Source organism: Microbacterium sp. EB106-03-03-XG65 (assembly GCF_058791955.1).
On sequence record NZ_JBYTEB010000002.1, the window covers coordinates 184,621 to 207,799 of the forward strand.

27 protein-coding genes are annotated in these 23,179 nt (G+C 68.4%); 12 read left to right on the forward strand and 15 right to left on the reverse strand.

Going from position 1 to position 23,179, the window contains the following annotated elements:
* Window positions 1–29 precede the first annotated feature (29 nt).
* The gene (locus tag AC3WS6_RS14065; RefSeq protein ID WP_492501655.1) at window positions 30–1,025 is read left to right on the forward strand and encodes a Gfo/Idh/MocA family protein; all 996 of its coding nucleotides are present in this window, start codon (window positions 30–32) and stop codon (window positions 1,023–1,025) included.
* Complete coding sequence (locus tag AC3WS6_RS14070) at window positions 1,018–2,010, forward strand: NYN domain-containing protein (RefSeq protein ID WP_492501656.1); 993 nt, start codon at window positions 1,018–1,020, stop codon at window positions 2,008–2,010. Before AC3WS6_RS14065 ends, AC3WS6_RS14070 begins: the two co-directional genes overlap by 8 nt.
* Before the next feature lie 42 nt (window positions 2,011–2,052).
* On the opposite strand, the gene AC3WS6_RS14075 is transcribed toward AC3WS6_RS14070, so the two are convergent.
* From AC3WS6_RS14075 to AC3WS6_RS14110, 8 genes are all read right to left on the reverse strand, one after another.
* A complete protein-coding gene (locus tag AC3WS6_RS14075) occupies window positions 2,053–2,346 on the reverse strand; it encodes a Dabb family protein (protein ID WP_492501657.1) in 294 nt (97 codons plus the stop codon).
* Complete coding sequence (locus tag AC3WS6_RS14080) at window positions 2,343–3,368, reverse strand: sugar phosphate isomerase/epimerase family protein (protein WP_492501659.1); 1,026 nt, start codon at window positions 3,366–3,368, stop codon at window positions 2,343–2,345. Before AC3WS6_RS14080 ends, AC3WS6_RS14075 begins: the two co-directional genes overlap by 4 nt.
* 27 nt (window positions 3,369–3,395) lie before the next feature.
* Complete coding sequence (locus tag AC3WS6_RS14085) at window positions 3,396–4,247, reverse strand: sugar phosphate isomerase/epimerase family protein (protein ID WP_492501660.1); 852 nt, start codon at window positions 4,245–4,247, stop codon at window positions 3,396–3,398.
* Window positions 4,248–4,329: 82 nt separating this feature from the next.
* On the reverse strand, window positions 4,330–5,526 hold the full coding sequence (locus tag AC3WS6_RS14090) for a substrate-binding domain-containing protein (protein WP_492501662.1): 1,197 nt from the start codon (window positions 5,524–5,526) through the stop codon (window positions 4,330–4,332).
* 14 nt (window positions 5,527–5,540) lie between these two features.
* A complete protein-coding gene (locus AC3WS6_RS14095) occupies window positions 5,541–6,599 on the reverse strand; it encodes an ABC transporter permease (RefSeq protein WP_492501663.1) in 1,059 nt (352 codons plus the stop codon).
* A complete protein-coding gene (locus AC3WS6_RS14100) occupies window positions 6,596–7,678 on the reverse strand; it encodes an ABC transporter permease (protein WP_492501664.1) in 1,083 nt (360 codons plus the stop codon). Before AC3WS6_RS14100 ends, AC3WS6_RS14095 begins: the two co-directional genes overlap by 4 nt.
* Complete coding sequence (locus tag AC3WS6_RS14105; RefSeq protein WP_492501665.1) at window positions 7,675–9,183, reverse strand: sugar ABC transporter ATP-binding protein; 1,509 nt, start codon at window positions 9,181–9,183, stop codon at window positions 7,675–7,677. The genes AC3WS6_RS14100 and AC3WS6_RS14105 overlap by 4 nt, the downstream gene beginning before the upstream one ends.
* Window positions 9,180–10,289, reverse strand: a complete 1,110-nt coding sequence (locus AC3WS6_RS14110) for a Gfo/Idh/MocA family protein (RefSeq protein ID WP_492501666.1) — start codon at window positions 10,287–10,289, stop codon at window positions 9,180–9,182. The genes AC3WS6_RS14105 and AC3WS6_RS14110 overlap by 4 nt, the downstream gene beginning before the upstream one ends.
* A gap of 113 nt (window positions 10,290–10,402) precedes the next feature.
* Here AC3WS6_RS14110 and AC3WS6_RS14115 point away from each other — a divergent pair, with 113 nt between their 5' ends.
* From AC3WS6_RS14115 to AC3WS6_RS14125, 3 genes are read left to right on the forward strand one after another with little or no spacing between them, the layout of a single operon-like run.
* A complete protein-coding gene (locus tag AC3WS6_RS14115) occupies window positions 10,403–11,623 on the forward strand; it encodes an ROK family transcriptional regulator (protein WP_492501667.1) in 1,221 nt (406 codons plus the stop codon).
* A 9-nt stretch (window positions 11,624–11,632) separates the two neighbouring features.
* A complete protein-coding gene (locus AC3WS6_RS14120; RefSeq protein ID WP_492501669.1) occupies window positions 11,633–12,262 on the forward strand; it encodes a DUF4166 domain-containing protein in 630 nt (209 codons plus the stop codon).
* Window positions 12,259–13,251 carry an epimerase gene (locus AC3WS6_RS14125; protein ID WP_492501671.1) on the forward strand — a complete coding sequence of 331 codons (993 nt, stop codon included), beginning with the start codon at window positions 12,259–12,261 and terminating at the stop codon, window positions 13,249–13,251. The genes AC3WS6_RS14120 and AC3WS6_RS14125 overlap by 4 nt, the downstream gene beginning before the upstream one ends.
* A gap of 9 nt (window positions 13,252–13,260) precedes the next feature.
* Here AC3WS6_RS14125 and AC3WS6_RS14130 read toward each other — a convergent pair whose 3' ends face one another.
* The 3 genes from AC3WS6_RS14130 to AC3WS6_RS14140 form a co-directional block, all read right to left on the reverse strand.
* A complete protein-coding gene (locus AC3WS6_RS14130) occupies window positions 13,261–13,653 on the reverse strand; it encodes a PLDc N-terminal domain-containing protein (RefSeq protein ID WP_492501672.1) in 393 nt (130 codons plus the stop codon).
* Window positions 13,654–13,698: 45 nt separating this feature from the next.
* Window positions 13,699–14,628 carry an aldo/keto reductase gene (locus tag AC3WS6_RS14135; protein WP_492501673.1) on the reverse strand — a complete coding sequence of 310 codons (930 nt, stop codon included), beginning with the start codon at window positions 14,626–14,628 and terminating at the stop codon, window positions 13,699–13,701.
* Window positions 14,629–14,767: 139 nt separating this feature from the next.
* Window positions 14,768–14,992 (reverse strand): helix-turn-helix domain-containing protein, encoded by a 225-nt coding sequence (locus AC3WS6_RS14140; RefSeq protein WP_492501674.1) that lies wholly within the window; start codon window positions 14,990–14,992, stop codon window positions 14,768–14,770.
* 93 nt (window positions 14,993–15,085) lie between these two features.
* Here AC3WS6_RS14140 and AC3WS6_RS14145 point away from each other — a divergent pair, with 93 nt between their 5' ends.
* From AC3WS6_RS14145 to AC3WS6_RS14155, 3 genes are read left to right on the forward strand one after another with little or no spacing between them, the layout of a single operon-like run.
* On the forward strand, window positions 15,086–15,463 hold the full coding sequence (locus tag AC3WS6_RS14145) for a helix-turn-helix domain-containing protein (protein ID WP_492501675.1): 378 nt from the start codon (window positions 15,086–15,088) through the stop codon (window positions 15,461–15,463).
* A 44-nt stretch (window positions 15,464–15,507) separates the two neighbouring features.
* Window positions 15,508–15,900 (forward strand): ImmA/IrrE family metallo-endopeptidase, encoded by a 393-nt coding sequence (locus AC3WS6_RS14150; RefSeq protein WP_492501676.1) that lies wholly within the window; start codon window positions 15,508–15,510, stop codon window positions 15,898–15,900.
* 4 nt (window positions 15,901–15,904) lie between these two features.
* Window positions 15,905–16,510 carry a GNAT family N-acetyltransferase gene (locus AC3WS6_RS14155; RefSeq protein ID WP_492501677.1) on the forward strand — a complete coding sequence of 202 codons (606 nt, stop codon included), beginning with the start codon at window positions 15,905–15,907 and terminating at the stop codon, window positions 16,508–16,510.
* Here the strand turns inward: AC3WS6_RS14155 and AC3WS6_RS14160 are convergent, their stop codons facing one another.
* Window positions 16,511–16,714 carry a hypothetical protein gene (locus AC3WS6_RS14160; protein ID WP_201470347.1) on the reverse strand — a complete coding sequence of 68 codons (204 nt, stop codon included), beginning with the start codon at window positions 16,712–16,714 and terminating at the stop codon, window positions 16,511–16,513. It abuts the gene before it with no gap.
* Between the two features lie 108 nt (window positions 16,715–16,822).
* Here AC3WS6_RS14160 and AC3WS6_RS14165 point away from each other — a divergent pair, with 108 nt between their 5' ends.
* Window positions 16,823–17,434, forward strand: a complete 612-nt coding sequence (locus AC3WS6_RS14165; RefSeq protein ID WP_492501678.1) for a flavodoxin family protein — start codon at window positions 16,823–16,825, stop codon at window positions 17,432–17,434.
* Window positions 17,435–17,443: 9 nt separating this feature from the next.
* On the opposite strand, the gene AC3WS6_RS14170 is transcribed toward AC3WS6_RS14165, so the two are convergent.
* Entirely contained in the window at window positions 17,444–17,776 is a 333-nt protein-coding gene (locus tag AC3WS6_RS14170; protein ID WP_492501679.1) for a DUF7882 family protein, read from the reverse strand.
* A 51-nt stretch (window positions 17,777–17,827) separates the two neighbouring features.
* A complete protein-coding gene (locus tag AC3WS6_RS14175; RefSeq protein WP_492501680.1) occupies window positions 17,828–18,844 on the reverse strand; it encodes a hypothetical protein in 1,017 nt (338 codons plus the stop codon).
* Window positions 18,845–18,880: 36 nt separating this feature from the next.
* On the opposite strand from AC3WS6_RS14175, the gene pgi reads away from it, so the two are divergent.
* Both pgi and AC3WS6_RS14185 read left to right on the forward strand, forming a co-directional pair.
* A complete protein-coding gene (gene pgi, locus AC3WS6_RS14180; protein WP_492501681.1) occupies window positions 18,881–20,560 on the forward strand; it encodes a glucose-6-phosphate isomerase in 1,680 nt (559 codons plus the stop codon).
* A 109-nt stretch (window positions 20,561–20,669) separates the two neighbouring features.
* Window positions 20,670–21,353 carry a GOLPH3/VPS74 family protein gene (locus AC3WS6_RS14185; protein WP_492501682.1) on the forward strand — a complete coding sequence of 228 codons (684 nt, stop codon included), beginning with the start codon at window positions 20,670–20,672 and terminating at the stop codon, window positions 21,351–21,353.
* Window positions 21,354–21,366: 13 nt separating this feature from the next.
* On the opposite strand, the gene AC3WS6_RS14190 is transcribed toward AC3WS6_RS14185, so the two are convergent.
* On the reverse strand, window positions 21,367–22,113 hold the full coding sequence (locus tag AC3WS6_RS14190; RefSeq protein ID WP_492501683.1) for a helix-turn-helix domain-containing protein: 747 nt from the start codon (window positions 22,111–22,113) through the stop codon (window positions 21,367–21,369).
* A gap of 63 nt (window positions 22,114–22,176) precedes the next feature.
* On the opposite strand from AC3WS6_RS14190, the gene AC3WS6_RS14195 reads away from it, so the two are divergent.
* On the forward strand, window positions 22,177–23,175 hold the full coding sequence (locus AC3WS6_RS14195; RefSeq protein ID WP_492501684.1) for a hypothetical protein: 999 nt from the start codon (window positions 22,177–22,179) through the stop codon (window positions 23,173–23,175).
* Window positions 23,176–23,179 lie beyond the last annotated feature (4 nt).

Sequence of the window (23,179 nt, forward strand, 5' to 3'; positions counted from 1 at the left end):
ACGTCGGTGCGACCCTCTACGCTGAGACCATGACTGGTCTTCGATGGGGAATCCTCGCAACCGGCGGTATCGCCGGCGCCTTCGCCTCTGATCTGCGCACCGCAGGACTCGATCTCGTGGCGGTCGGCTCGCGCTCACAGGAGTCGGCGGATGCGTTCGCGGCGCGCTTCGACATCGCTCGCGCCCACGCCTCGTACGAGGCCCTGGTCGCGGATCCCGACGTCGACATCATCTACGTCTCGACCCCGCATCCGATGCACCATGCGAACGCTCGCCTCGCCCTCGAGGCCGGCAAGCACGTGCTCGTCGAGAAGGCCTTCACGGTCGACCGCGCACAGGCGGAGGACCTGCAGAATCTCGCCGCCGAGCGCGGCCTGCTCGCGATGGAGGCGATGTGGACGCGATACCTGCCTCACATGGTCCGCATCCGCGAGATCCTCGCTGCGGGCACCCTGGGCGAGATCCGTGTGGTCACCGCTGATCACACGCAGCTGCTGCCCTCCGAGCCGACGCACCGGATCAACGCCCTCGAGCTCGGCGGCGGCGCGCTGCTCGACCTCGGGATCTACCCGATCTCGTTCGTGTGGGATGTGCTCGGTGCGCCCGCCACGATCCAGGCCACCGCGCGCCTGATCGAGACCGGCGCCGACGCCGAAGTGGCGACCGTCATGACGCACGAGGGAGGGGCCGTGTCGACGACCGTCTCGTCGTCGCGAGGTGCGGGCCCGAACACCGCGAGCATCGTGGGCACCGATGCCCGCATCGACATCGATCGCGTCTGGTACACGCCCACCGCCTTCCGCGTGGTGCAGCCCGACGGAACCGTCGTCGAGGAGTACGTCTCCGAGGTCGAGGGGCGCGGGATGCAGTACCAGGCCCAGGCCGCCGAGCGCCTCGTGCGCGACGGCATCCTCGAGGGCGACATCCTGCCACTCGCCGAGACCGTCGCCATCATGGGCACGCTCGACGAGATCCGCGCCCAGATCGGTGTCCGGTACCCGAACGAGGGAGTGAACCATGGCTGATGCACCTGACGCCCGCGTGGCCGTCTACCTGGACTTCGACAACATCGTCATCTCCTGGTACGACCGTGTGCACGGGCGCAACGCCTACGGTAAAGACCGGCAGCGGATCACCGAGAACCCCGCCGACCCCGAGGTCACCGAGCGGCTCGCCCGCGCGATGATCGAGGTCGGCGCGATCATCGACTACGCCGCCTCGTTCGGCACGCTGGTCCTGACCCGCGCGTATGCCGATTGGTCGTCGCCGGTGAACGCCGTGTACCGCTCGCAGCTCGTGGCCCGAGCCGTCGATCTCGTGCAGCTGTTCCCGGCCGCCGCATACGCCAAGAACGGCGCCGACATCCGGCTCGCGGTCGATGCCGTCGAAGACATGTTCCGCCTTCCCGACCTCACGCACGTCGTGATCGTCGCGGGCGACAGCGACTACGTGCCGCTCGCACAGCGCTGCAAGCGCCTGGGCCGTTACGTCATCGGCGTCGGTGTGGCCGGGTCCACGGCCAAGTCCCTCGCCGCCGCGTGCGACGAGTTCGAGGCCTACGACTCCCTCCCCGGCGTGGTGCGGCCGAGCAAGGTCACCGCTGCCGCCCCCGTGCTCGAGGCGGTCGCGCCCGAGGCTGCTGAGGCCGAGGTGCCCGAAGCCACGACGAGCCCCGCGGTCAAGACCAGGACACGGCAGACGGCGAAGAACGGGAAGAGCAAGGCCGCCGCCGCAGCGAAGATGGACGAATCCAGCGACGGCAGCGAACAGGGCGAGGCGACGGAGTTGCTGCAGCGCGCGCTGAGGCTCGGTCACGACAAGACCGGCGCCGACGAATGGCTGCACAGCTCGGCCGTCAAGACGCACATGCGACGCATGGATCCGTCGTTCAGCGAGAAGGCCCTCGGCTACCGTTCGTTCTCGGACTTCCTCAAGTCGCGTGACAGCATCGCAGAGCTCGAAGAGACAGGTCACGAGAGGCTCGTGCGCCTGCGCGAGCCGGTCGCCTGACGCGGCCCCCTCCGCCCCCTCCGCTCCCCCCGCTCACCTGGTTCACTCCACGAAGTCGTACTCCTGGAACGCCGCGACCTCCGGCACCCACCGGTCCGCGACGAACGAGGTGTGCGCCGGGTGCTCGTTGTACGCGCTGTACGCCTCCTGATCGACGAAGTACATCGAGAACTGGTGTTCGAGGTCGCTCTGAGGGCTCACCTGGCGACGCACGGTGAAGCCCTCGACCCCCGGGATGGCGGAGAGGATCGCCCTGCCCGTGTCGAGGAAGTCTCGCTCCTCTGCGGATCCGGGCTCGTGCGAGAGTCGGAAGACGACGGTGTGCTGGATGCTCATGGAACCTCTTCGGTGATCTGGGTGCGGAAGGCGGCGTCGAACGATGCGGTGGCTGCGGGCCACAGCAGCGACCGCACGTAGGCGAGCGCCTGCGGCGCCCCGTGCAGCCTGTCCATCCCTGCATCCTCCCATTCGATCGAGATCGGGCCGCGATAGCCGATCGCCTCGAGCGCGCGGAAAGCGTCCTCCCAGGGCACGTCGCCGTGCCCGGTCGAGACGAAGTCCCACCCGCGGCGCGGGTCGCCCCACGGCAGGTGCGAGCCGAGCACGCCCGCCCGCCCGTTGCGCGGTCGCATCCGCGTGTCCTTGCAGTCGACGTGGTAGATCCGGTCGGCGAAGTCGACGATGAACCCGACGGGATCGATGTTCTGCCACATCATGTGCGAGGGGTCCCAGTTGAACCCGAACGCATCGCGGTGGTCGATCGCCTCCAGTGCCCGCACCGATGACCAGTAGTCGTAGGCGATCTCGCCCGGATGCACCTCGTGGGCGAACCGCACGCCTTCGCCGTCGAACACGTCGAGGATCGGGTTCCAGCGATCGGCGAAGTCCTCGAAGCCCGCCTCGATGACGGACGCCGGCACCGGTGGGAACATCGCCACATAGGGCCAGATCGATGAGCCGGTGAACCCGACGACGGTGTCGACGTCGAGCTTGCGCGCGACCCGCGCCGCCCGCTTCATGTCGTCCGCCGCACGGGCGCGCACGCCCTCGGCCTCACCGTCGCCCCACACGTAGTCGCGCAGGATCGCCCGGTGTCGGAAGTCGATCGGCGCATCGCAGACCGCCTGGCCCGCGAGATGATTCGAGATCGCGAAGATCTGCAGTCCGTGCCGGTCGAGGATCTCGCGGCGTGAGGCGATGTACGCGTCGTCCTCCTCGGCTCGCCGCAGGTCGAGATGGTCTCCTGATGCCGCGACCTCGAGACCGTCGTATCCCCAGTCGGCCGCCAGCCGGGCGACCTCCTCGAAGGGCAGATCGGCCCACTGACCGGTGAACAGGGTGACCGGGTGCGTGGTCATGGACACTCCTTCGTATCGCGTGACGGTTCAGGCGCCGAGCGCTCTCAGTGCCTGGATGCTGCGGGAGGCGAGCTCGTCCTGACTCGGCGCGAGTGGCCGCCAGACCGACGCCGCGACCGCGATCGTCGCATTGTCGCCCGAGAAGCTCTCGAGCCCGAGCGGCCCGCGGTAGCCCGCGTCGTCGAGGGCTCTGAGGATCTCGGGCCAGTCCGTGTGGTCGTCGCCGACCGCACCTCGATCGCTGCCGCACACCTGCACGTGGGCGATCGCCGACCCCGCCGCGCGGATCGCATCGGCGGGCCTCTTCTCCTCGATGTTCAGGTGGTAGGTGTCGAGCGCGAGCCCGACCCCTGCACCGAGCAGCGGGCCGAGCGCGTCGAGGCTCTGCTCGACCGTGTTGAGCACGCTGGTCTCGTAGCGATTGAGGGGTTCGACGGCCAGCGTGATCCCTGCCGACGCAGCCTCCGCCGCGACCGGCTCGAGGTTCGCGCGCAGCTCGTGCATCACCCGCGAGCGCTCATCGACCGACATCCGCCAGGTCGCTCCAGTGGGTGCGTAGAACGGGCCTGCGACCACCGCCGCGCCCACCGTCGCCGCCGCCGCGATGCACGATCGCAGGTAGTCCTGCGTGGCCCCGACGTCCCCCGCTTGCGCGAGCAGAGAGCGCCGAGGGCCCATCGCCCCGACCACGATCCCGCCCAGCCCGAGACCGTCGAGCACATCGCACGCTCGTGCCGGATCCCAGTCCCCGACGCTCTCGAGCGGGAGTTCGAGCGCCTGATACCCCATCCCGGCTGCCTTCCGCGCGAGCGGCTCGAGGTCCTCGTCGGTCAGTGGAGACGTCCACACCCACGTGTTGACGGCGATCGTGCGAGGCATCCTGCTCCTTCGGGGATGACGCGAGTGCTCCCACCCTCCCATCCGCGAGGCGCGGAGGGGAAGGGCGGGAGCATCACTGCGATTACGGAATCTGGCGTTCCTGCCAGACAGTGGGGTAACCGGGAAGGTTCTCCCCGCCGAACTTCGCGTAGTGCCCGTCCGGCATGCCGTCGTTGGCGGCGAGGTAGTCGTCGAGCTCGGCTTCGGTGATGGGCTTCTGCGGGAGCACCCACTCCTTCGGAACCTCTTCTCCGGCGAAGATCATCTGCGCCGCGAGCAGAGGCGTGCGCCACTGGAAGTTCGAGTACACCGGTGCGAGGCCGGTCAGCCCCGTGTCCTTCCACTTGCGGAGGAAGCTCATCTCGTCTTCACCGGTCATCACCGGGTAATCGGCGCCGGCGTCCTCGAATGCCTCGATCGCGGCGACCGCGCCGTCTCCGGCATCCATCCAGATCCCCTGCACGTCGCCCTTGGCGAGCTCGTCGCTGATGATGCTCTTGATCTCCGCAGGATCCGCGCCCGTGAAGTAGTCCACGGCCTCGATCCCCGCCTCGTCGAAGAGCTTCTCGGCCGCCGCCCACCGGTGCTCGAGCACGTCGACGCCGGGAAGAATGCGCAGAGCCACGACCTTGTCGCCCTCTTCGAGGTTGTCGATGAGGAACTCGGCGGTGTCGATGCCCCACGCGAATCCGCCGATCGGGTGGATGAACGTGACCGGGCAGTCGGTGTCGACGCCGCGGTCGAACACGATCACCGGCTTGCCGGTCTCGCACGCGCGCTCGACGGCCGGGGTCATCGCGGCTGTGCTGTTGGGCGAGATGAGGAAGACATCGCAGTCGCCCTCCGAGATGAAGTAGTCGATGTCGGCGATCTGCGTGTCATCCGAGTCCTGCGCGTCACGCGTCTCCATCTCGCTGATCGCACCTGCCTCCTGCAGCGACTTGAGCTGCTCGTTCATCGTGATCCAGCCCGTCTGCCGCCACGGGTTCGAGATCGAGGCGTTCGCGAAGCAGGCCTTCTTGGCTCCCTCGCTCGCGAACTCCGCGGTGTCGATCATCTCGGCGTTGATGTGCTGCAGGTACGGCTCGGTCGTGGGCCCCTGGGGCTCGACGTCGCGCTCCTCCATCTGCTTGTCGAAGAGCTCCTGGTCGAACCACTCGGTGGTCTCGGCCGACTCCTCCGGGTTCTCCGACTCCGCCGGCGCCACGGACGGGTCAGTCGTACACCCGGCGAGCGCGATGAGGCCGAAGAGAGCCACCCCTGCGGTGGCGATCTTCATCGATCGTCGCATTGCTAATCTCCTCTGGTTTCTGTGTGGATGGTGCGTGTTGTTACGGGGTCTGCGGTATGCGCGGTGTCTGCGCTCGCGATGTCGGGAGCCGGCTGCGGACGCTGTCTGCGGCGTGCCCGGAAGGCGACTGCCGAGTAGGCGACGGCGGCGATGATGATGACGCCCTGCACGGCATCGCGCAGCGTCGACGGGACACCCGCGATGTTCAGCAGCATGAAGAGAGCTTCGAGAGCGAAGGCTCCCGCGGCTGCGGCGACGATCCAGCCCCGGCCGCCGCCGAGCACCACCCCGCCGAGCACGACGGCGGTGATCGCGACGAACTCGTAGCCGCGGCCGACCGAGGGATGCACTCCGGCGTACCCGACGAGCAGCACGGCCGAGAGCGTCGCCGAGAGCGATGAGATCACGAACGCGCGGGTCGTCACCCAGGCGCTGCGCGCACCGGCGAAGTCGACCGCGGTGGAGTTGTCGCCGACCGCGATGAGCAGCTTGCCGAGCGGGCGCTTGGTGATCCAGATGCCGAGAGCGAGCCAGCCGATCAGGATGAACACCGCCCACGGGATGAAGTCGATGAAAGGCACGTCGCGGATGCCGCCGCGGCCGATCTCGCGGAAGCTGTCCGCCGGGTTGCCTGTGGCCGCTCCCCCGGTCCACCACATGACGCCGCCCAGAAGGGCGAGCATCATTCCGAGCGTGACGATGAACGAGGGCACCTTGAGCAGTGTGGTGATGATGCCGTTCACGAGGCCGACCAGCACCCCGAACACGATCATGAGCAGCAGCACGGGCACGGTACGGGAGTCGTCCTGTCCGACCACATTGCCCGCGATGATCACCTGGGCGGTGATCAGAGATCCCTGCGACAGATCGAACTCGCCGGCGATGATCACGAAGTACTGACCGATCGCGACGATCGCGATCGGTGCGACGCGCTGGATGAACCTCATGAACTGGCCGGGCTCCGCGAAGCTCGGGTTGAGGATCGTGACCGCGACGAGCAGGACGACCAGCAGCAGGAACACTGCGCCCCGAGGGCTCACGAGAGTGCGCAGAGCGTTCACGACCGGCCTCCTTCCGCCACGGTGCTCGTATCGGCGAGCTCGGATGCGGCAGCCGCCATCTCGGACTCGGCCGCCTTGGCCGCATCGTCTCCCCCGGTTCTCGTGCCCCCGGTTCCGAAGCGCGGACGTCGACGGACGATCGAGCGCCGACTGTAGACGGCGACCGCGGCGACGATCACGACGCCGCGAACGACGTCTTTCAGGAACGGGTTGACCTGCATGACGCTCATGACGTTGTCGACGACCGCGAGGATCGCGACGCCGCCGATCGCTCCCCAGATCGAGCCGCGCCCGCCGAGCAGCAGGGTGCCGCCGAGCACGACCGCGGCGATCGAGAGCAGCGCATAGCCGCCCTGCTGGCCCACCGTGGGGCTGCCGACGCCGAGACGGCTGGCGAGCAGCAGTCCGGCGAACCCCGCGAACACCGAGCACAGCACGTGCGCGGCGATCAGCGGCGGGCGGGTGCGCACACCCGACAGACGTGCGATCTCGGGATCTCCGCCGACCGCGTACAGATGGGCTCCGGTGCGGGTGCGGTTCAGCAGCAGCCACACCACGACGGCGAGCCCGATCATGATGATCGTCGACACGGGCACGGGGCCGACCCCGGTGGCACCGATGAGCTGGAACTCCCAGGGCACGCTGCCTGCCGAGCCCTCGAAGTTGGTGTTGAGGATCCCTTGCAGGATCAGCCCCACACCGAGCGTCGCGATGAATCCGTTGACCTTCAGCACCGTGACGATGAGGCCGTTGACGAGTCCGATGCCGGCGCACACGAGCAGGGTGATCGCGACGGCGGCCGGAATGTTCCCGGGGTTGCCGTTCATGATCGTCGCCGCGAGCAGACTCGAAAGACTCACGACGTAAGTGACGGAGAGATCGAGCGAGGCTCCGAGCACCACGAGGGTCTGACCGATCGCGACGAGCCCGAGCACGCTCATGCCGGTGAGGATGTCGCGGATGTTGCCGGGGCTGAAGAAGTTGCGACCGACGGTGCCGACGAGGACGGCCCCGACGATGAGCGCCAGGATCAGGATGCCGAGCACGATGACCGTCGAGTCGATGCGCAGCCGCTTCATCGTGCACCCCCATCGATGGTCGCGCCCGTGGCCGCGCCGAGGATCTCGTGCTCGGCGGAGCCCGCCGGCAGCTCGGCGACGAGTTCGCCGTCGTGCATCACGAGGATCCGATCGCTCATGCCGATCACCTCCGGCAGCTCACTCGAGACCATGAGCACCGCCTTGCCCTGCGCCGCGAGGTCACGCATGAGCTGATACACCGCGTACTTCGCTCCGACGTCGATGCCGCGGGTCGGCTCGTCGAAGAGCACGATCTGCGGTTGCGTGAGCAGCCATTTCGCGAGCACCACCTTCTGCTGATTGCCTCCCGAGAGGAACCGCACCTCCTGGTCGAGGCCGCGGGAGCTGACTTCCAGCGAGGTGAGCACCCCGGGCACCTCGCGCCTCGAGGGAGACGTTCGAGCGGAGAAGACGCTGCGGATCACGAGCAGGGTGTTGTCGAGCACCGACTGCCCCAGCGCGAGTCCCTGAGCCTTGCGATCCTCCGAGACCAGCGCGAGACCTGCTCGCACGGCCGCTCGGGCACTCGTGATGCGCGTCGACGAGCCGTCGACCCGCATCGAGCCCCGCACGAACGGGTCGATGCCGAAGATCCCCTCGACGAGCTCTGTGCGTCCGGACCCCTGCAGCCCGGCGATCCCGACGATCTCCCCAGCGCGGAGAGTGAGGGAGACGCCGTCGACGAAGGCGTTGCCGCACCCCTCGAGCTCCAGCCGCGGCTCGCCGACGACGGTGCCGGCCACGGCATCCGGGTAGTACGACTGGATGGACCGACCGACCATGCGGCGCACGAGTTCATCGGTCGTGAGGGCGCCGGTCTCATCGGTCGACACGAGCGCTCCGTCCTTCAGGATCGTGATGCGGTCGCACAGGTCGAAGATCTCCTTGAGCCGGTGCGAAACGTAGATCACCGCGACTCCGCGGGACGTGAGCCGACGGATGATCGCGTAGAGCAGCTCGACCTCGCGGTCGCTCAGGGCGGCGGTCGGCTCGTCCATCGAGATGACCTGGGCGTCGAACGACAGCGCCTTGACGATCTCGACGATCTGCTGCTCGGCGACCGTCAACGACCCGACGCGGGCCTGCGGGTCGATGAACGAGACGCCGAGGTCGGCGAGGAGCTCGCCGGTGCGGCGGATCATCGCCTTCTGGTCGACGAAGCCGCCGCGGCGCGGCTCACGTCCGAGGTACACGTTCTGCGCGACCGTCCGCTCCGGGAGCAGCGTGAACTCCTGGAAGACGGTCACGATGCCGTCATCCATCGCCTGACGCGGATGTGCGTACCGCACCTCGTCACCCCGATACCGCACCGCGCCCTCATCGGCGGGCTGCACACCGGCGATGATCTTCATGAGCGTCGACTTGCCCGCGCCGTTCTCGCCGACGAGGCCGTGCACTTCGCCCGGCCGTACGTCGAAGTCGATGCCCTTCAGCACCTCCACACCGAAGAACGACTTGCGGATGCCGGAGACCTCGAGCACCGGCTGTGTGATCGTCGCGGTCATGCCGCCACCTCCGTCCATCGACCGTCCGCGGCCGCCGAGGCGAGGACCGCCTCGGTGAGCACGGCCGACCGGAAACCGTCCTCGAACGTCGGCAGCCCGTCGGGATGCGCGCCGCCGATCGCTGCGTACACGTCGGCGATGAAGCCGTTGAACGCATCCTGATACCCCATCGCGTGCCCCGAAGGCACCCGCTGCAGGCGTGCAGAGTCAGGAGAAGCGGTGGAGGGGTCGCGCAGCAGCAGCCGGGATTCCTCGCGCATGCCGATCCACAGCTCCTCCGGGCGCTCCTGCTCGAAGCGCAGGGACTGTCTGGTGCCGTGCATCTCGAGGGTCAGCGCGTTCTTCCGCCCGGCCGCCATCTGCGAGATCAGCAGCGTGCCGAGGGCGCCGGACTCGGTCTCGATCAGAATGGCGACGATGTCCTCCGTGTCGACCGGCTCGCCCGCCCGCTCGGCGAACACCCTACGCGTGCGTGCGCTCAGTGAGCGGATACGCTGCCCGATCACGAACTCGATGAGGTCGCAGAGGTGCGAGCCGATGTCGGCGAACGCGCGGGAGGCGCCGCCGGATGCCGACCGCACCCGCCAGTCGTCGTCGGTGTCGAGCAGCATCCAGTCCTGCAGATATGAGCAGTCGAGTGTGAGGAGTTCGCCCACGTCTCCGTGTGCCACGCGGGCCCGCGCCTCCCGCACCATCGGGTGGTAGCGATACACGAACGGAACCGCCGCCACGCGTCCGTGAGTGCGCGCGAGATCGGCGAGACGCCTGGCGTCTGCGGCGCGCGTCGCGAGCGGCTTCTCGCAGATGACGTGCTTCCCGGCCTCGAGCGCGTGCAGAGCCAGCTCGGCGTGGGTCGCATTGGGAGTGCAGATGTGCACGACGTCGATGTCGGCGGCGACGATCAGCGCCACCGCATCCGCCTCTGCGCGCGTGGCTCCCAGCTCCCCCGCCGCCAGGCGCCCGCCCGATGCGGATCGCGTGGCGACAGCGCGCAGCTCGCCGCCTGCATCACGGGCCGCGGTGCGATGCACACGGGCCATGAATCCTCCGCCGAGGATGCCGGTGCGGATCGTTCCGAGACCGGTGGATGTGACATCCGTTGTCATGCCGGTGAGTCTGACACAGTTCCCGCGACTTTTGCTATGACTTTGTCAAAAGTTATTTGTAACGAATCGGAAGTTGATCGTGAGCCGTTGCAAGTCTGTGATTTACTGACGCAATGGTCGACGCACTCCGCACAGCTGCGGCGGCGAATCCCGGCGCAGGCGAGATCTTCCAGATCCTCCGCGACGGGACAGCCCGCACGAAGGCCGAGCTCGCAGCCCTCACCGGGCTCGCTCGCTCCACCGTCGCGCTGCGGGTCGACGCTCTGCTGGTCGCCGGTCTGCTTCGGCCGGCCGGCGAGGCCGTCTCGACGGGTGGACGCCCCCCTGCACGGCTGGCCTTCAACCCCCGCGCGGGCGTCGTGCTCGCCGTCGATCTCGGCGCCACGCACGCCACCGTCGCGGTCGCGGATCTCGCCGGCGTCATCCTCGAATCCCACACGCGCACGATCGCGATCGGCGACGGGCCCGAGAGTCTGCTCGATGTGATCCTCGAAGACGGCGCCGCCCTCCTCGAGAGCTCGACCACGAGGGACACGCCCCTGCTCGGCGTCGGGATCGGTGTGCCCGGCCCCGTCGAGCACTCGACCGGGCGGCCCACGAACCCGCCGATCATGCCCGGCTGGGACCGCTTCGACATCCCCGGCTATGTGCAGCGCACCTTCGACGTGCCGGTCCTCGTCGACAACGACGTGAACATCCTCGCTTTGGGCGAGCAGGCCACGACCTGGCCGCACATCGACGACCTCGTCTTCGTCAAGGTCTCGACCGGCATCGGGTCCGGCATCATCGCGGGCGGTCAACTGCAGCGAGGTGCCCAGGGGTCGGCCGGCGATCTCGGGCACGTGCAGGTGCCCAGCGGCGCCGGCTCAGCCAGGGAGCCCGGCGACGAGCGCGATCTCGAGGCGCTCGCCAGCGGTTCGGCTCTGGCCGAGGCACTGCGAGGCGCCGGGTTCGACGCCGACAGTCCCGCCGACGTGGTGGAACTCGTGCGCTCGGGCAATGCCGCAGCCATTGAGGCCACGCGCCAGGCAGGACGCGACGTGGGCGAGGTGCTCGCGACCGTGGTGAACCTGCTGAACCCGTCGATCATCGTGCTCGGCGGCAGCATCGCCCGCGCCGGCGAGCACCTGCTCGCAGGAGTCCGCGAAGTCGTCTACCGACGATCCATCCCGCTCGCCACGCAGCATCTCGCGATCGTGCAGTCGCAGGCCGGTGATCGCGCCGCCGTCCTCGGCGCCGCGATCATGGTCGCGCGCGACGTCCTCTCCCCCTCCAGCATCGACCGTCGCCTCGCGGCCTCGGCGGCCGGATCGTCGAGCGGCCACACCACCTAGGCTGGAGGCGTGACTCCCACGGAGAATCCCCACGCGTCCCCCTATGAGCGGGCACTCGGTGAGCGCATCGCCGAACTCCACCCGAAGACGGGCTGGTACTTCCGTACGATCCCCGAGGGGCATGTCGGAGTCGGCCGCGGCACGTTCACGACCGCAGGGTCGCGCCACCGCTGGCTGTGGCCGGCGTTCCGTATCGCCGAGGCACTGGGGGTCGCGTTCGCCGGGTGGGCGGAGGACGTCCCGTTCCGCATCGAGAACCGCACCGTCGACGGCCGTGCGCTCGCGGTGCGCCACTTCGAGCTGCCGGGCCGCACCTGGGTCATGCCCGATGTGGTCGAGCTGACCCCCGCCGGCATCCTGCGCAATGAGATCGGCCCGCGTCGCACGGTCGTCACGACGTTCGACATCGACGTGCGCGACGGTGCCGTGGTGCTGTCGATCCGCCGCGTCGGCCTGCGACTGGGCCGACTGCGGCTCGCCGCCCCTGCGTTCCTACGACCGACGATCGGTCTGGTCGAGCGATGGGACGAAGAACGCGAGCGCCACCACGTGAACATGACGATCGATGCCCCTCTGCTCGGACGCGTCTACGAGTACACGGGCTTCTTCGAGTACTCGATCGAGAGCGAGACGCCGTGAGCCACGAAGCGGTGCCGCTCGACGGTCGGGTCGTCATCGGCGGCTCCACCGGATTCATGGGCACCTACCTCGAGCCCCGGCTCCGAGCTGCCGGCCGCGAGGTCGTGACCATCTCGCGCACGGGTGCCGACATCTCCTGGAGCAACCAGGCGGCGATCGACCGTGCCGTGGACGGAGCATCCCTCGTCATCGGACTCGCGGGCAAGAGCGTCAACTGTCGCTACACCCCCGAGAACCGCGCGGCGATCTTCCGCTCCCGTCTCGACACGACGGCGTCGTTGAGCACGGCGATCGCGAGAGCGGATGCTCCGCCCGCACTGTGGATCAACTCGTCGACTGCGACGATCTACCGCCACGCCGAAGACCGCCCCATGACCGAGTCCACCGGCGAGATCGGCCGCGGCTTCTCGGTCGAGGTCGCGAAGGCGTGGGAACGCGTGCTGTTCGCCGACGACCTCCCGTACACGAGACGCGTCGCACTGCGCAGTGCGATCGTGCTCGGGCACGGCGGCGTGCTCGGGCCGCTGCGCACCCTCGCACGCCTGGGACTCGGAGGCACGCAGCTCGACGGACGCTGGCCGGTGAGCCGGGCCCGCCGGGCAGCAGGCACAGCGCACGACGTGGGCGCCCGTGGCGGTCGGCAGCACTTCAGCTGGGTGCACATCGACGACGTCGCCCGCATCATCGACTTCCTCGAACGGCACCCCGAGCTCGACGGCCCGGTCAATGCGGCCGCGCCCCACCCGGTCGACAACCGGGAGTTCATGGCGACGGTGCGCCGCGAGACCGGCGCGGTCATCGGGCCGCCGATGCCTCGGTGGATGCTGGAGCTCGGCGCCATCGGCATCCGCACCGAGACCGAGCTGATCCTGAAGAGCCGTTGGGTGCTGCCGGAGAAGCTCACGCAGGCGGGTTTCGAGTTCGCGTACCCGGATCTCGACGAGGCCGTGCGGGAGTCCTTCGACTCGTCACTCACCGATGCCCGCTGACGACGACCGTCAGAGAGCCGCGGGACCCTCTTCCTCTGACTCGCGCCGACGCTTCTCCAATTCAGCGCGCAGTCGCCACTCCTCGATCTCCCGGTCGAGATCCGCGATCTGCTGCTCGGTGGAGCGGGTGTCGATCGGCGCTGAAGGCGGGGGCGCCGGCTGAGGAGACGGGCGCCTGCTCGGCCGACCCGCCGCACGCATCCGCGGGATCCGCAGTCCCGCCTCGGAGTACTCTCGTCCGACCGCGAACCACAGCAGGCCGCCGATCAACGGCAGCAGGATCACGATGACGACCCAGGCCATCTTCGGCAGGAACCGCACCTGCGAGTCCTCGCGCGTGATGATGTCGACGAGCGCGCCGATCATCAGCACGATGACGAGAAGCGAGAACAGGAACGGCATGTGTTCAGGGTAGACGACCGGCGTCGCTCGCGCGCCGAGGGGTGATCAGGGCAGCAGGTGGCCGCCTGCGCGGAAGAGCTCGTACCACTCGGCCCTCGACAGCGCGATGTCGGCGCCGACTGCTGCATCCCGCACGCGTGCGGGTGTGGTGGTTCCCAGCACGACCTGCATCTGCGCAGGGTGCCTCGTGATCCATGCCGTCGCGATCGCGATCGGCTCCACACCGTATGACGCTGCAAGGCGATCGATCACCGCGTTGAGCTCTGCATACTCAGGGTTGCCCAGGAAGACACCCGTGAAGAAGCCGCCCTGGAACGGCGACCAGGCCTGGATCGTGATGCCGTTGATGCGGCAGTACTCCACGATGCCCCCGCCGTCGCGCACCACGCTCTGCTCCTCGGCGAGCATGTTGGCTGCGACCGGCTGCGCGATGATCGGGGCGTGGGTGATCGACAGCTGCAGCTGGTTGGCGATCAGCGGCTGCTCGACCGCCGTGCGCAGCAGGTCGATCTGCCTCGGAGTGTGGTTCGAGACGCCGAAGGCGCGCACCTTGCCCGTGGCGTCGAGCTCGTCGAAGGCCCGCGCGACCTCTTCGGGTTCGACCAGGGCATCGGGGCGGTGCAGCAGCAGCACGTCGATGTAGTCGGTGCGCAGGGCGCGCAGCGAACCCTCCACCTGGCGGATGATGTGCTCGTACGAGAAGTCGAAGGCCTGCTGCCCGGGGTCGATGCCGCATTTCGTCTGCAGCACGATCTCGTCGCGATCCGCAGGGGCCAACTGCAGCGCCTCGGCGAAGCGCGACTCGCAGAAGTGCATGCTCCCGCCGTAGATGTCGGCGTGGTCGAAGAAGTCGATGCCGCTGGACCGAGCCGTCTCGTACAGCTCGCGGATCTGCGCATCGTCTTTGTCGTCGATGCGCATCATGCCTGCGATCAGTGCGGGCGCGGAGGAGGAGCCGAAGGGCACATTCTTCATGCCGTCCACGCTAGCCCCTCCGACGCGGATGTGGCCGGAGCGCGACCCCACGACGCCCCCGGCCACACCCCGCGGCGCACGCTCTTTTCAGAGTCGCGGCCGCGGTCCCCCGTCGATCCGGCGGCTGCGTCGACCGTGCTCAGCTGTCGGAGACCGGCGGCACGAGACGCGCGATCGGGATACCGAGCACGCCGGCGATCGACGCCAGCTCGGTGACGGTGAAGTCACGTCGTGAGGCCAGTTTCGCCTGCAGGGTCTTCACTGCGATCCCCGAGCCCTCGGCGAGCCAGGGAACCGTCTGGCCGGCTTCCGCGAGCTCGCGGATCACGGCTTCTGCGACTGCTCGTCGCACATGTGTCGTCACTCGACGACACTATCTGCGCGCCTGAAAGACGACAAGCCCAGCGGCACCGGAATGACGGCATCCTGGCTTCATCGCGGTGCTATCGTAACTCGCGTGACGACACCTGCCGAGGAATACAACAGCGCCGTCGGACGCCAGCTCAAGGCCGAGATCGCGGCGGCCGGCAGCAGCATCGCGCGGATGGCCCGAGACATCGACCTGTCGCGAAGCGCGCTCGACAACTACACGACCGGCAAGCGCGACATCCCGGTGCCGGTGCTCTACCTCGTGAGCGATGTCGTCGGCGTCGCCCCCCACATCATCCTCGACCGCGCCGCCGAGCGCCTCCGCACCGACGCAGCCCGCGGTGACGCGGTCATCACTCCCCTGCGTCCACGAACCGATGTCCGCGGTCGACGCGACAATGAGGCAGAGGTCGCCTTCGAGTCCGAGCTGCCTCACGGCCGCGACACCGACGACCTCTACGACTGAGGTCCGCCGCAGCGGTCGACCACAGTCGACCGAGGAGGCCGGGAATGGAGCAGCTCCTTCGCCTGGTCGAGCAGCACGGACTGCGCCTCGTCGAGCGCTCCGGCTCGTCACCGGGCGGCTTCGAGCCGTCGACGTCGACGATCCGCCTCGAGCCGGGTATGAGCGATCGCGCGACCTGCAGCGTGCTCGCGCATGAGCTGGGGCACGCGGTGCTCGGCCATGTGCCGACCTCGGATCGCCTCGTGCGCGACCGCCAGGAGCAGCGCGCCGACGAATGGGCCGCGCGCCTGCTCATCACCGCGCGGTCGTACGCCGATGCAGAGCAGCTGCGCGGCGCGCACGCCGCGAGCCTCGCATTCGAGTTGGGGGTCACGGTCGAGATCGTGCTCGCCTATCAACGACTCCTGCGGCGAGGTGCCGTCGCGCTGGTTGAATGAACGCATGAGCTTCACCGTCGCCCCTGCACCGATCACTCTCACCGGACGCCTCGTCGAGCTCCGCCCGCTCGAAGCGTCTCACCACGACGGACTCCTCGAGGCGCTGCGCGAAGGCGACCTGTGGAAGAACGCCTGGTACACCTCGGTGCCGTCGCCGGAAGGACTGGCCGCCGAGATCGATCGTCGGATCGGTCTGGTCGAGTCCGGTGAGATGATCCCGTTCACCGCGTTCGACGCCTCGGGGCGCATCCTCGGCCTGACCTCGTACTACGACATCGTCGACGACGTGCCTCGCCTGCACATCGGATACACCTGGAACAGGCCCTCGGCGCATGGAACGGGCACGAACGCCGAATCCAAGCTCCTGCTCCTCCGGCATGCGTTCGAGGAGCTCGGAGTGTTCCGAGTGGGCCTCACGACCCAGTGGATGAATTTCCAGTCGCGCGCGGCGATCGAGCGACTGGGCGCCAAGCAGGACGGCGTCATGCGGGCGATCAGCCGCCACCGCAACGGGGCGCTGCGCGACAGCGTCGAGTTCTCGATCATCGAACCCGAATGGCCCGCGGTCAAGGCGAACCTCGAGATGAGGCTCACCCGGCGACGCGGATGATCACTCGGTCGCGTTGCCCGACCAGTTGTCCTTGCGGCGCGTGGCCGAACCGCGCTGACGCATCACGAACGCCAGCGACAGGCTGACGATGAGGATGCCGGCGATGAACACGATCGCCTGGAAGTCTTCGAGCGACTGCGCGAGACCCATGAGCCAGATGCCTCCGAGGAAGAGGATCATGAAGAAGATGAAGCTGAGGATCACGGGATCTCCTGTCTGAACAACCGGCCAGTATCAAGGATACCTTTAGCGCAGAGTTCCCCGAGACGAAACCCCCTGCCCTCGCGGCCGACGACGTGGTTGCCTCGCTCCATGACCACCGCACTGACAGCTCTCGCCATCACCTGCAGTCTCAAGCCGTCCCCCGCAGAATCGAGCTCCGATCTGCTCGGGTCGCAGATCCTCGACGCGCTGGCCGACCACGACGTCACCGGCAGCCTCGTGCGCGCCGTCGATCTCGCGATCAGTCCTGGCGTCGAGGCCGACATGGGCGACGGCGACGAATGGCCCGAGCTGCGGCAGCGGGTGCTCGACGCCGACATCCTGGTGTTCGTGACCCCGACGTGGATGGGGCAGCACTCCAGCGTGGCCCAGCGGGTTCTCGAGCGCCTCGATGCGGAGCTCTCCGAGACAGACGACCAGGGACGACCCATCCTGTTCGACAAGGTCGCGATCGCCGCGGTGGTCGGCAACGAAGACGGTGCGCACCACATCGCGGCGATCCTCTTCCAGGCGCTGAACGACGTGGGCTTCACGCTCCCCGCACAGGGATCGGTGTACTGGAACGGCGAGGCCATGCAGACCGTCGACTACAAGGATCTCCCCCAGACACCCGAGAAGGTCGCTCAGGCGACGGCCACCGCTGCACGCAACGCGGCGCACCTGGCGCGGAGCCTCGGAACCGGCGGATACCCCGCGGAGTAGCCTCTTCGGTCAGGCGCCGGGCGCACCGGCGCTGAGAACGCTCGGCTTCGTGAACTCATCGATCACGAGCTCACCGGTGGCGTTGAGGCTGTGCATCATCTCTTCGATGCGCGACTTCTCGATCTGCAGCGGCTCGGCGGTGGTGAACAGGAACTGCAGCGGAATCGCGGGATGGATCCAGACCGTCACGCGACCGGGGTCGCCGCCCTCGGTCGGATGCCACGTCATCATGAAGCTCTCCTGGCGACGCAGCTTCGTGCCGATGATCACCTTGAGATGTGCAAGCGTCTCATCGTCGACGAGGATCGGCTCCGATGTGCCGTCGTATCGCAGTCTTCCCATGAGTGAACCGTACCGCGAGAGGCGCCCTGACGTGCACTCGGTAGCCGCTCATCACCCTCGACGAAATGTCACGATATCGTCGCGACGGCCCCGTTCGACGATCAGTCCTGCGAGTTCGAATCGACGGAAGACCCGGCGCGGCAGTGCGGGCAGCTCGGCCGTGCGACCGGCATCCGCCTTCGCCAGGCCGACGATGAGGGTGATGTCGAGTTCGGGTGCGGCGAGCTCGACGCGGGCGTAGTCGCTCGCCGTGCGCCAGACGAGCCTCTGGATCTGCCGGAAAGGCACGATGCGCTCGCTGTCGCCGCGGCGGATGCGCAGCTCGTCGTTTCCGAACGCCACGGCGCACGAGACCGTGCGTCGGCGCACGGCGGCGAGGAAGAGGAGGTATGCGGGCAGCGCGATCACCGCTCCCACGATGATCACTGCGATCTTCGGCCCCGCCTGCACGACCACGTCGCCGAGGGCGATCAGGAGTGCCACGCAGCCCAGCCCGCCCGCCAGCACGATCAGCACGATCCAGCTCGTGAGCGTGCGCATCTGCACCTCGACCGCCGAGAATTCGACGGCGGTTCCGTCGCCGGTCTCGTCACGCTCCCACTGCGGTGGCGTGGGCGTGGGCGCGGGTCGCCGGGCGGCATCGCGGCGCGCGAAGAGGCCGGTGACCCGAGAGATCAGGCCGAGCCAGATCCATCCGATCGCAGGGGCGGCAGCGATCTGCAGCACGAGAGTGACCGCGCGGGCGGTGTCGGGCAGCGCTGCGACCGGCTCCTTCCCGTGTTCGATCAGCCAGTACATCAGCACGGTCAGAGCCGCGGCGACAGCCGCATGCACGGCGGCGCCGAGTGCAGGGGGACGCATCTCCAAGGTCGCGTTCACGAAGGCGAACGCGACGGCCCATCCGCCGATCAGCATCAGCAGGAAGCCGAAGAAACCGAGGTCGTCCGTCGCCAGGGTCCAGCCGACGGCTCCGGCGAGCAGGGCCACTCCCACCAGCAGCGGGGTGGTGATGAACAGACGCGAGATGCTCGACCGCACGCGGGTCTCGTGGCGGTTGAGCTCGGTCATCTCCGTCATCCTATTGAATCGCAGTAGCGTGGGATCATGACCGCTCCCGTTGATCCGACCGCCACTCCCGCCTGGTCCGAGCTCGCCGCCCTGCACGGTGCGTTCACCCCCGATCTCCGTGGCTGGTTCGCCGCCGACGACGATCGCGCCGAGACGCTGTCGTTCCCTCTGGCCGACCTGCACGTGGATCTCTCGAAGAACCTCGTCACCGACGAGGTTCTCGCAGCGCTGCTGCGCCTCGCCGAGCAGACCGGCGTCGCGGACCGTTACGCCGCGATGCTCACGGGCGAGCATCTCAACACCTCCGAAGACCGCGCCGTGCTGCACACCGCGCTGCGGCGCCCGGTCGGCGCCTCCCCCGCGCTGGTGGTCGACGGGCAGGATGTCGACGCCGATGTCCAGGGCGTGCTCGACGCGCTGAGCGCCTTCGCCTCCCGCGTGCGCGCGGGCGACTGGCAGGGTGTGACCGGCAAGAAGGTCACCCACGTGGTCAACATCGGCATCGGCGGTTCCGACCTCGGCCCCGTCATGGTCTACGAGGCGCTGAAGCCGTACGCGGATGCCGGCATCGAGGCGCGATTCGTGTCGAACATCGACCCCACCGACCTCGCGCAGAAGACCTCCGACCTCGACCCCGAGACCACGCTCTTCATCGTCGCGTCCAAGACGTTCACCACGCTCGAGACGCTCACGAACGCTCGACTCGCCCGCGACTGGCTGTGGGCGGGCCTCGAGGCGGCCGGGACCATCTCGGATGACGACGACGCGCGCACCGATGCGGTCGCCCACCACTTCGTGGCCGTCTCGACCGCGCTCGACAAGGTCGCGGCGTTCGGCATCGACCCCGCCAACGCGTTCGGATTCTGGGATTGGGTGGGTGGGCGCTACTCGGTCGACTCCGCGATCGGCCTGTCTCTGGCCATCGCACTCGGACCCGACACCTTCCGCGAGCTGCTCGCGGGCTTCCATGCGGTCGACGAGCACGTGCGCACGACTCCGCTCGAGCGCAACGTGCCCGTGCTGATGGGCCTGCTGAACGTCTGGTACGTCAATTTCTTCGGTGCACAGACGCACGCGGTCCTGCCTTACGCGCAGCAGCTCAGCCGGTTCCCCGCATATCTGCAGCAGCTCACGATGGAGTCCAACGGCAAATCGGTGCGCTGGGACGGCACCCCCGTCACCACCGACACCGGCGAGGTGTTCTGGGGCGAGCCGGGCACCAACGGACAGCACGCGTTCTACCAGTTGATCCACCAGGGAACCCGGCTGATCCCGGCCGACTTCATCGCCTTCGTGAACCCGGCGTATCCGTTGGACGACGGCGGACAGGACGTGCACGAGCTGTTCCTCGCGAACTTCCTCGCCCAGACCAAGGCGCTCGCGTTCGGCAAGACGGCCGAAGAGGTCGAGGCCGAAGGCACGACGGGTGCTCTCGTCGCGGCGCGTACGTTCGCGGGAAACCGCCCCACCACGTCGATCTTCGCCCCCTCGCTCACCCCGCAGGTGCTCGGCCAGCTGATCGCGCTGTACGAGCACATCACCTTCACGCAGGGCACGATCTGGGGCATCAACTCGTTCGATCAGTGGGGTGTGGAGCTCGGCAAGCAGCTCGCGATGCAGATCGCTCCCGCCATCGGCGGAGATGCGGATGCGGTCGCCGCGCAGGATGCGTCCACCCGGGCGCTCCTGGCGTACTACGCGGCGAACCGGAGGTAGGGCGGGGGCCGGGGTCCCCCGGCTTCAGTCCGCCGTGCATCCGCGAGAGTGCGGGCGCCACACCAGCCCGGCTTGACCCTGTTCCGGGAACAGGGTGTTCCCTGCTCACATGACAGAAGAAGTGATGTCGGATGAGCCGCTGATCGTCGAAGACACGTTGCTGCTGCTCTTCCAGCCCGACTCCGGCACGATCGCAGGCGAGAACATCCTCTTCTACGTGCTCGGCGGCGCCGTGCTGGCCGACCTGGCGCTCGCCGGTCGGGTCGAGGCGGAGGAGCAGGGGCTGTTCACGAAGGTGCGCGCGGTCGGCGCCGGAGATGCCCCCGACCCGATCCTCGAGCCCGCACTGACGTCGCTGTCGCGCACGTCGCAGGATGTGCAGGCGGTCCTCGCCGGCATCGGCCCCCTCCTCCGGGGACCGGTGCTCGACCGCGTGGTCGCGCGCGGCGATCTGCACCGCACGGACGGCAAGGTCCTGGGACTCTTCCCGACGACGAGGATCACACTGGCGAGCGATCGCCGCGCCGGTCTGATCCGCGACGTGCGAGCCGCGCTCATCGACGGCGAGGAGCCCAGCGCCCGGACCGCTGCGAGTATCGCTCTGCTGTCGGCGAGCGGCACGCTTCCCCAGTTCCACGCCGAGATCCCCTGGGGGACCGATGTCTACACCAGGTCGAAGGAGCTCGAGAGTGGCGAGTGGGGAGCCGCGGCCGCCTCGAGCGCGGTGACGCGAACCATGAACGCCGTCATCATGAACACGGTGATCGCGGCCACGGTGCTCCCCCGACTGTGAGGCGCGGCGGCGCTCACCCCTCGGATGCCGCGAGCGTCGCCATCGCGATCGCGGTGCCGCGGGCGATCACATCGAGCTGAGCAGGGTTGTAGAGCGCGGCGATGGATTCCGAGACCATCTCCCAAGTCACCTGCGGCCGCCTCTTGTGGTGAGCGAGCGGATCGCGCAGCCACGGGTAGGTCGTCAGGTCGTGCGCCAGGCCCACGGCGTACCGCTCCGCCAGAGCGATCCTCGCCTCCTCCCCGGCATCCGGAGCAAGCGCATCGAAATCGAGACGGACGTCCTCGGGATCGGATTCGAGCATCGCCCGGATGTCGCGCATGGCCTCCTCGTCGTAGACCTGGGCGTAGATGAGCATCAGGGATCGATCGGTGGCGGTGAGTCGCGACGCCATGTTCTCGAAGCCCGGAGGCAGGTCGGCGGTCGTCTCGCCGTCGGTGATCGTGCGGATCTGGGCCCGCGCCTCCTGCAGGCGCGCAATGGTCATGGCGAGTTGAGCGTCGATGTCCTCGAGCGCCGCGATCGCGCGTTCGTCGCCGACCGCGACGCGGGCGATCTGATCCACGGGCACGCCGAGTTCGCGCAGACGACGGATCCGGAGCAGCTCCACGAGGTGTCGCACTTCGTAGCTCTTGTAGCCGTTGGACGATCGCTCCGGCTGTTCGAGCAAGCCGACCCGGTGGTAGTGCCGCACGGTGTTCACCGTGGTCCCGGCGAGGTCGGCGACCTCTCTCGTGCTCCACACCATGATGAGCGCCACCCTTCCGCTTCTCCTCCGTCCCATTCTGAGGTTCACACGGCGCGGTGGGTGTAGGTTGCGGAGATGGAGCCGATCCGTGTGGGCCTCGTGGCCGATCCGGCTTCGCCGACAGCCGTCGCGCGCCGGATGACCGACCTCGAGCCGACCCTCGCCGCCGAAGCCGACGGCTGGACGGTGGAACTCCTGAGCGAGCCATTCACTCTCGGCTCTGAAGACGTCGACGTCGCTCTGGAACGACTTCGTGCGCGCGCCGACGAGAACCGATGGGACCTCGTCATCGGCGTCACGGAGCTTCCCCTGCGCGATGACGACGGCCGCTATCTGCTGGCCGCGATGGATCCCCAGCGGCAGTCCGCCGTGCTGTCGCTGCCCGCCCTCGGCGGCTTCCGGGTGCAGAGACGCGCCCGTCGGGCCGTCCACGGCCTCGTCAACGACATGGCTGTGCCTGCAACGCCCGAGGAGCAGCGCTTGCCCCTTCCCCGCCTGAGCGCGCGCGGACGACTGCTTCTCGGGATGGTGCTGGCCAATCGCCCGTGGCTGCTCGCCGCGGGGCTCAAGTCCGCGCTCGTGGCGGCCCTCGCGACCGGGGCCGTGGCGACGATCGAACCATCGGTCTGGTCTCTCGCCCTGTCGCTGTCGGGGTGGCGCCTGGCTGCGGCGACCGTGGCGTCGGTCGTGATCATCATCGGCTGGATCGTGATCGACGGGCGGCTGTGGGACCGTCCGGATGACGCCTCTCCTCAGGCGCGCGAGAGATCGCGCCTCTACAACACCTCCACACTGCTGACTCTGACCATCGGCATCAGCATCTGCTATCTCACGCTGTACGTCGTGAACCTGGCGTGGGGGTTCTTCGTCCTCGACACGACGGTGATGAGCGATGCGCTCGGCCGCCCCGTCGACATCCCCGATCTGTTCGTGCTCACCTGGTTCGTCGCGTCGGCGGCGACGCTGGGCGGTGCGCTGGGCACGGGTCTGGAGTCGGACGATGCGATCCGCGCCGCCACCTATTCGAAGCGCGAGGAGGATAGACGCGCCCGCCTCGCCGACGAAGGCGACTGAGACG

Coding starts and splice junctions, on each gene's coding strand:
- AC3WS6_RS14090 (WP_492501662.1), bottom strand. CDS start 5,526: ATGAAGATCGCCACCGCAGGGGTGGCTCTCTTCGGCCTCATCGCGCTC.
- AC3WS6_RS14185 (WP_492501682.1), top strand. CDS start 20,670: ATGACAGAAGAAGTGATGTCGGATGAGCCGCTGATCGTCGAAGACACG.
- AC3WS6_RS14110 (WP_492501666.1), bottom strand. CDS start 10,289: ATGACAACGGATGTCACATCCACCGGTCTCGGAACGATCCGCACCGGC.
- AC3WS6_RS14085 (WP_492501660.1), bottom strand. CDS start 4,247: ATGCCTCGCACGATCGCCGTCAACACGTGGGTGTGGACGTCTCCACTG.
- AC3WS6_RS14065 (WP_492501655.1), top strand. CDS start 30: ATGACTGGTCTTCGATGGGGAATCCTCGCAACCGGCGGTATCGCCGGC.
- pgi (WP_492501681.1), top strand. CDS start 18,881: ATGACCGCTCCCGTTGATCCGACCGCCACTCCCGCCTGGTCCGAGCTC.
- AC3WS6_RS14100 (WP_492501664.1), bottom strand. CDS start 7,678: ATGAAGCGGCTGCGCATCGACTCGACGGTCATCGTGCTCGGCATCCTG.
- AC3WS6_RS14105 (WP_492501665.1), bottom strand. CDS start 9,183: ATGACCGCGACGATCACACAGCCGGTGCTCGAGGTCTCCGGCATCCGC.
- AC3WS6_RS14135 (WP_492501673.1), bottom strand. CDS start 14,628: ATGAAGAATGTGCCCTTCGGCTCCTCCTCCGCGCCCGCACTGATCGCA.
- AC3WS6_RS14080 (WP_492501659.1), bottom strand. CDS start 3,368: ATGACCACGCACCCGGTCACCCTGTTCACCGGTCAGTGGGCCGATCTG.
- AC3WS6_RS14195 (WP_492501684.1), top strand. CDS start 22,177: ATGGAGCCGATCCGTGTGGGCCTCGTGGCCGATCCGGCTTCGCCGACA.
- AC3WS6_RS14070 (WP_492501656.1), top strand. CDS start 1,018: ATGGCTGATGCACCTGACGCCCGCGTGGCCGTCTACCTGGACTTCGAC.
- AC3WS6_RS14175 (WP_492501680.1), bottom strand. CDS start 18,844: ATGACCGAGCTCAACCGCCACGAGACCCGCGTGCGGTCGAGCATCTCG.
- AC3WS6_RS14155 (WP_492501677.1), top strand. CDS start 15,905: ATGAGCTTCACCGTCGCCCCTGCACCGATCACTCTCACCGGACGCCTC.
- AC3WS6_RS14075 (WP_492501657.1), bottom strand. CDS start 2,346: ATGAGCATCCAGCACACCGTCGTCTTCCGACTCTCGCACGAGCCCGGA.
- AC3WS6_RS14170 (WP_492501679.1), bottom strand. CDS start 17,776: ATGGGAAGACTGCGATACGACGGCACATCGGAGCCGATCCTCGTCGAC.
- AC3WS6_RS14150 (WP_492501676.1), top strand. CDS start 15,508: ATGGAGCAGCTCCTTCGCCTGGTCGAGCAGCACGGACTGCGCCTCGTC.
- AC3WS6_RS14165 (WP_492501678.1), top strand. CDS start 16,823: ATGACCACCGCACTGACAGCTCTCGCCATCACCTGCAGTCTCAAGCCG.
- AC3WS6_RS14130 (WP_492501672.1), bottom strand. CDS start 13,653: ATGCCGTTCCTGTTCTCGCTTCTCGTCATCGTGCTGATGATCGGCGCG.
- AC3WS6_RS14115 (WP_492501667.1), top strand. CDS start 10,403: ATGGTCGACGCACTCCGCACAGCTGCGGCGGCGAATCCCGGCGCAGGC.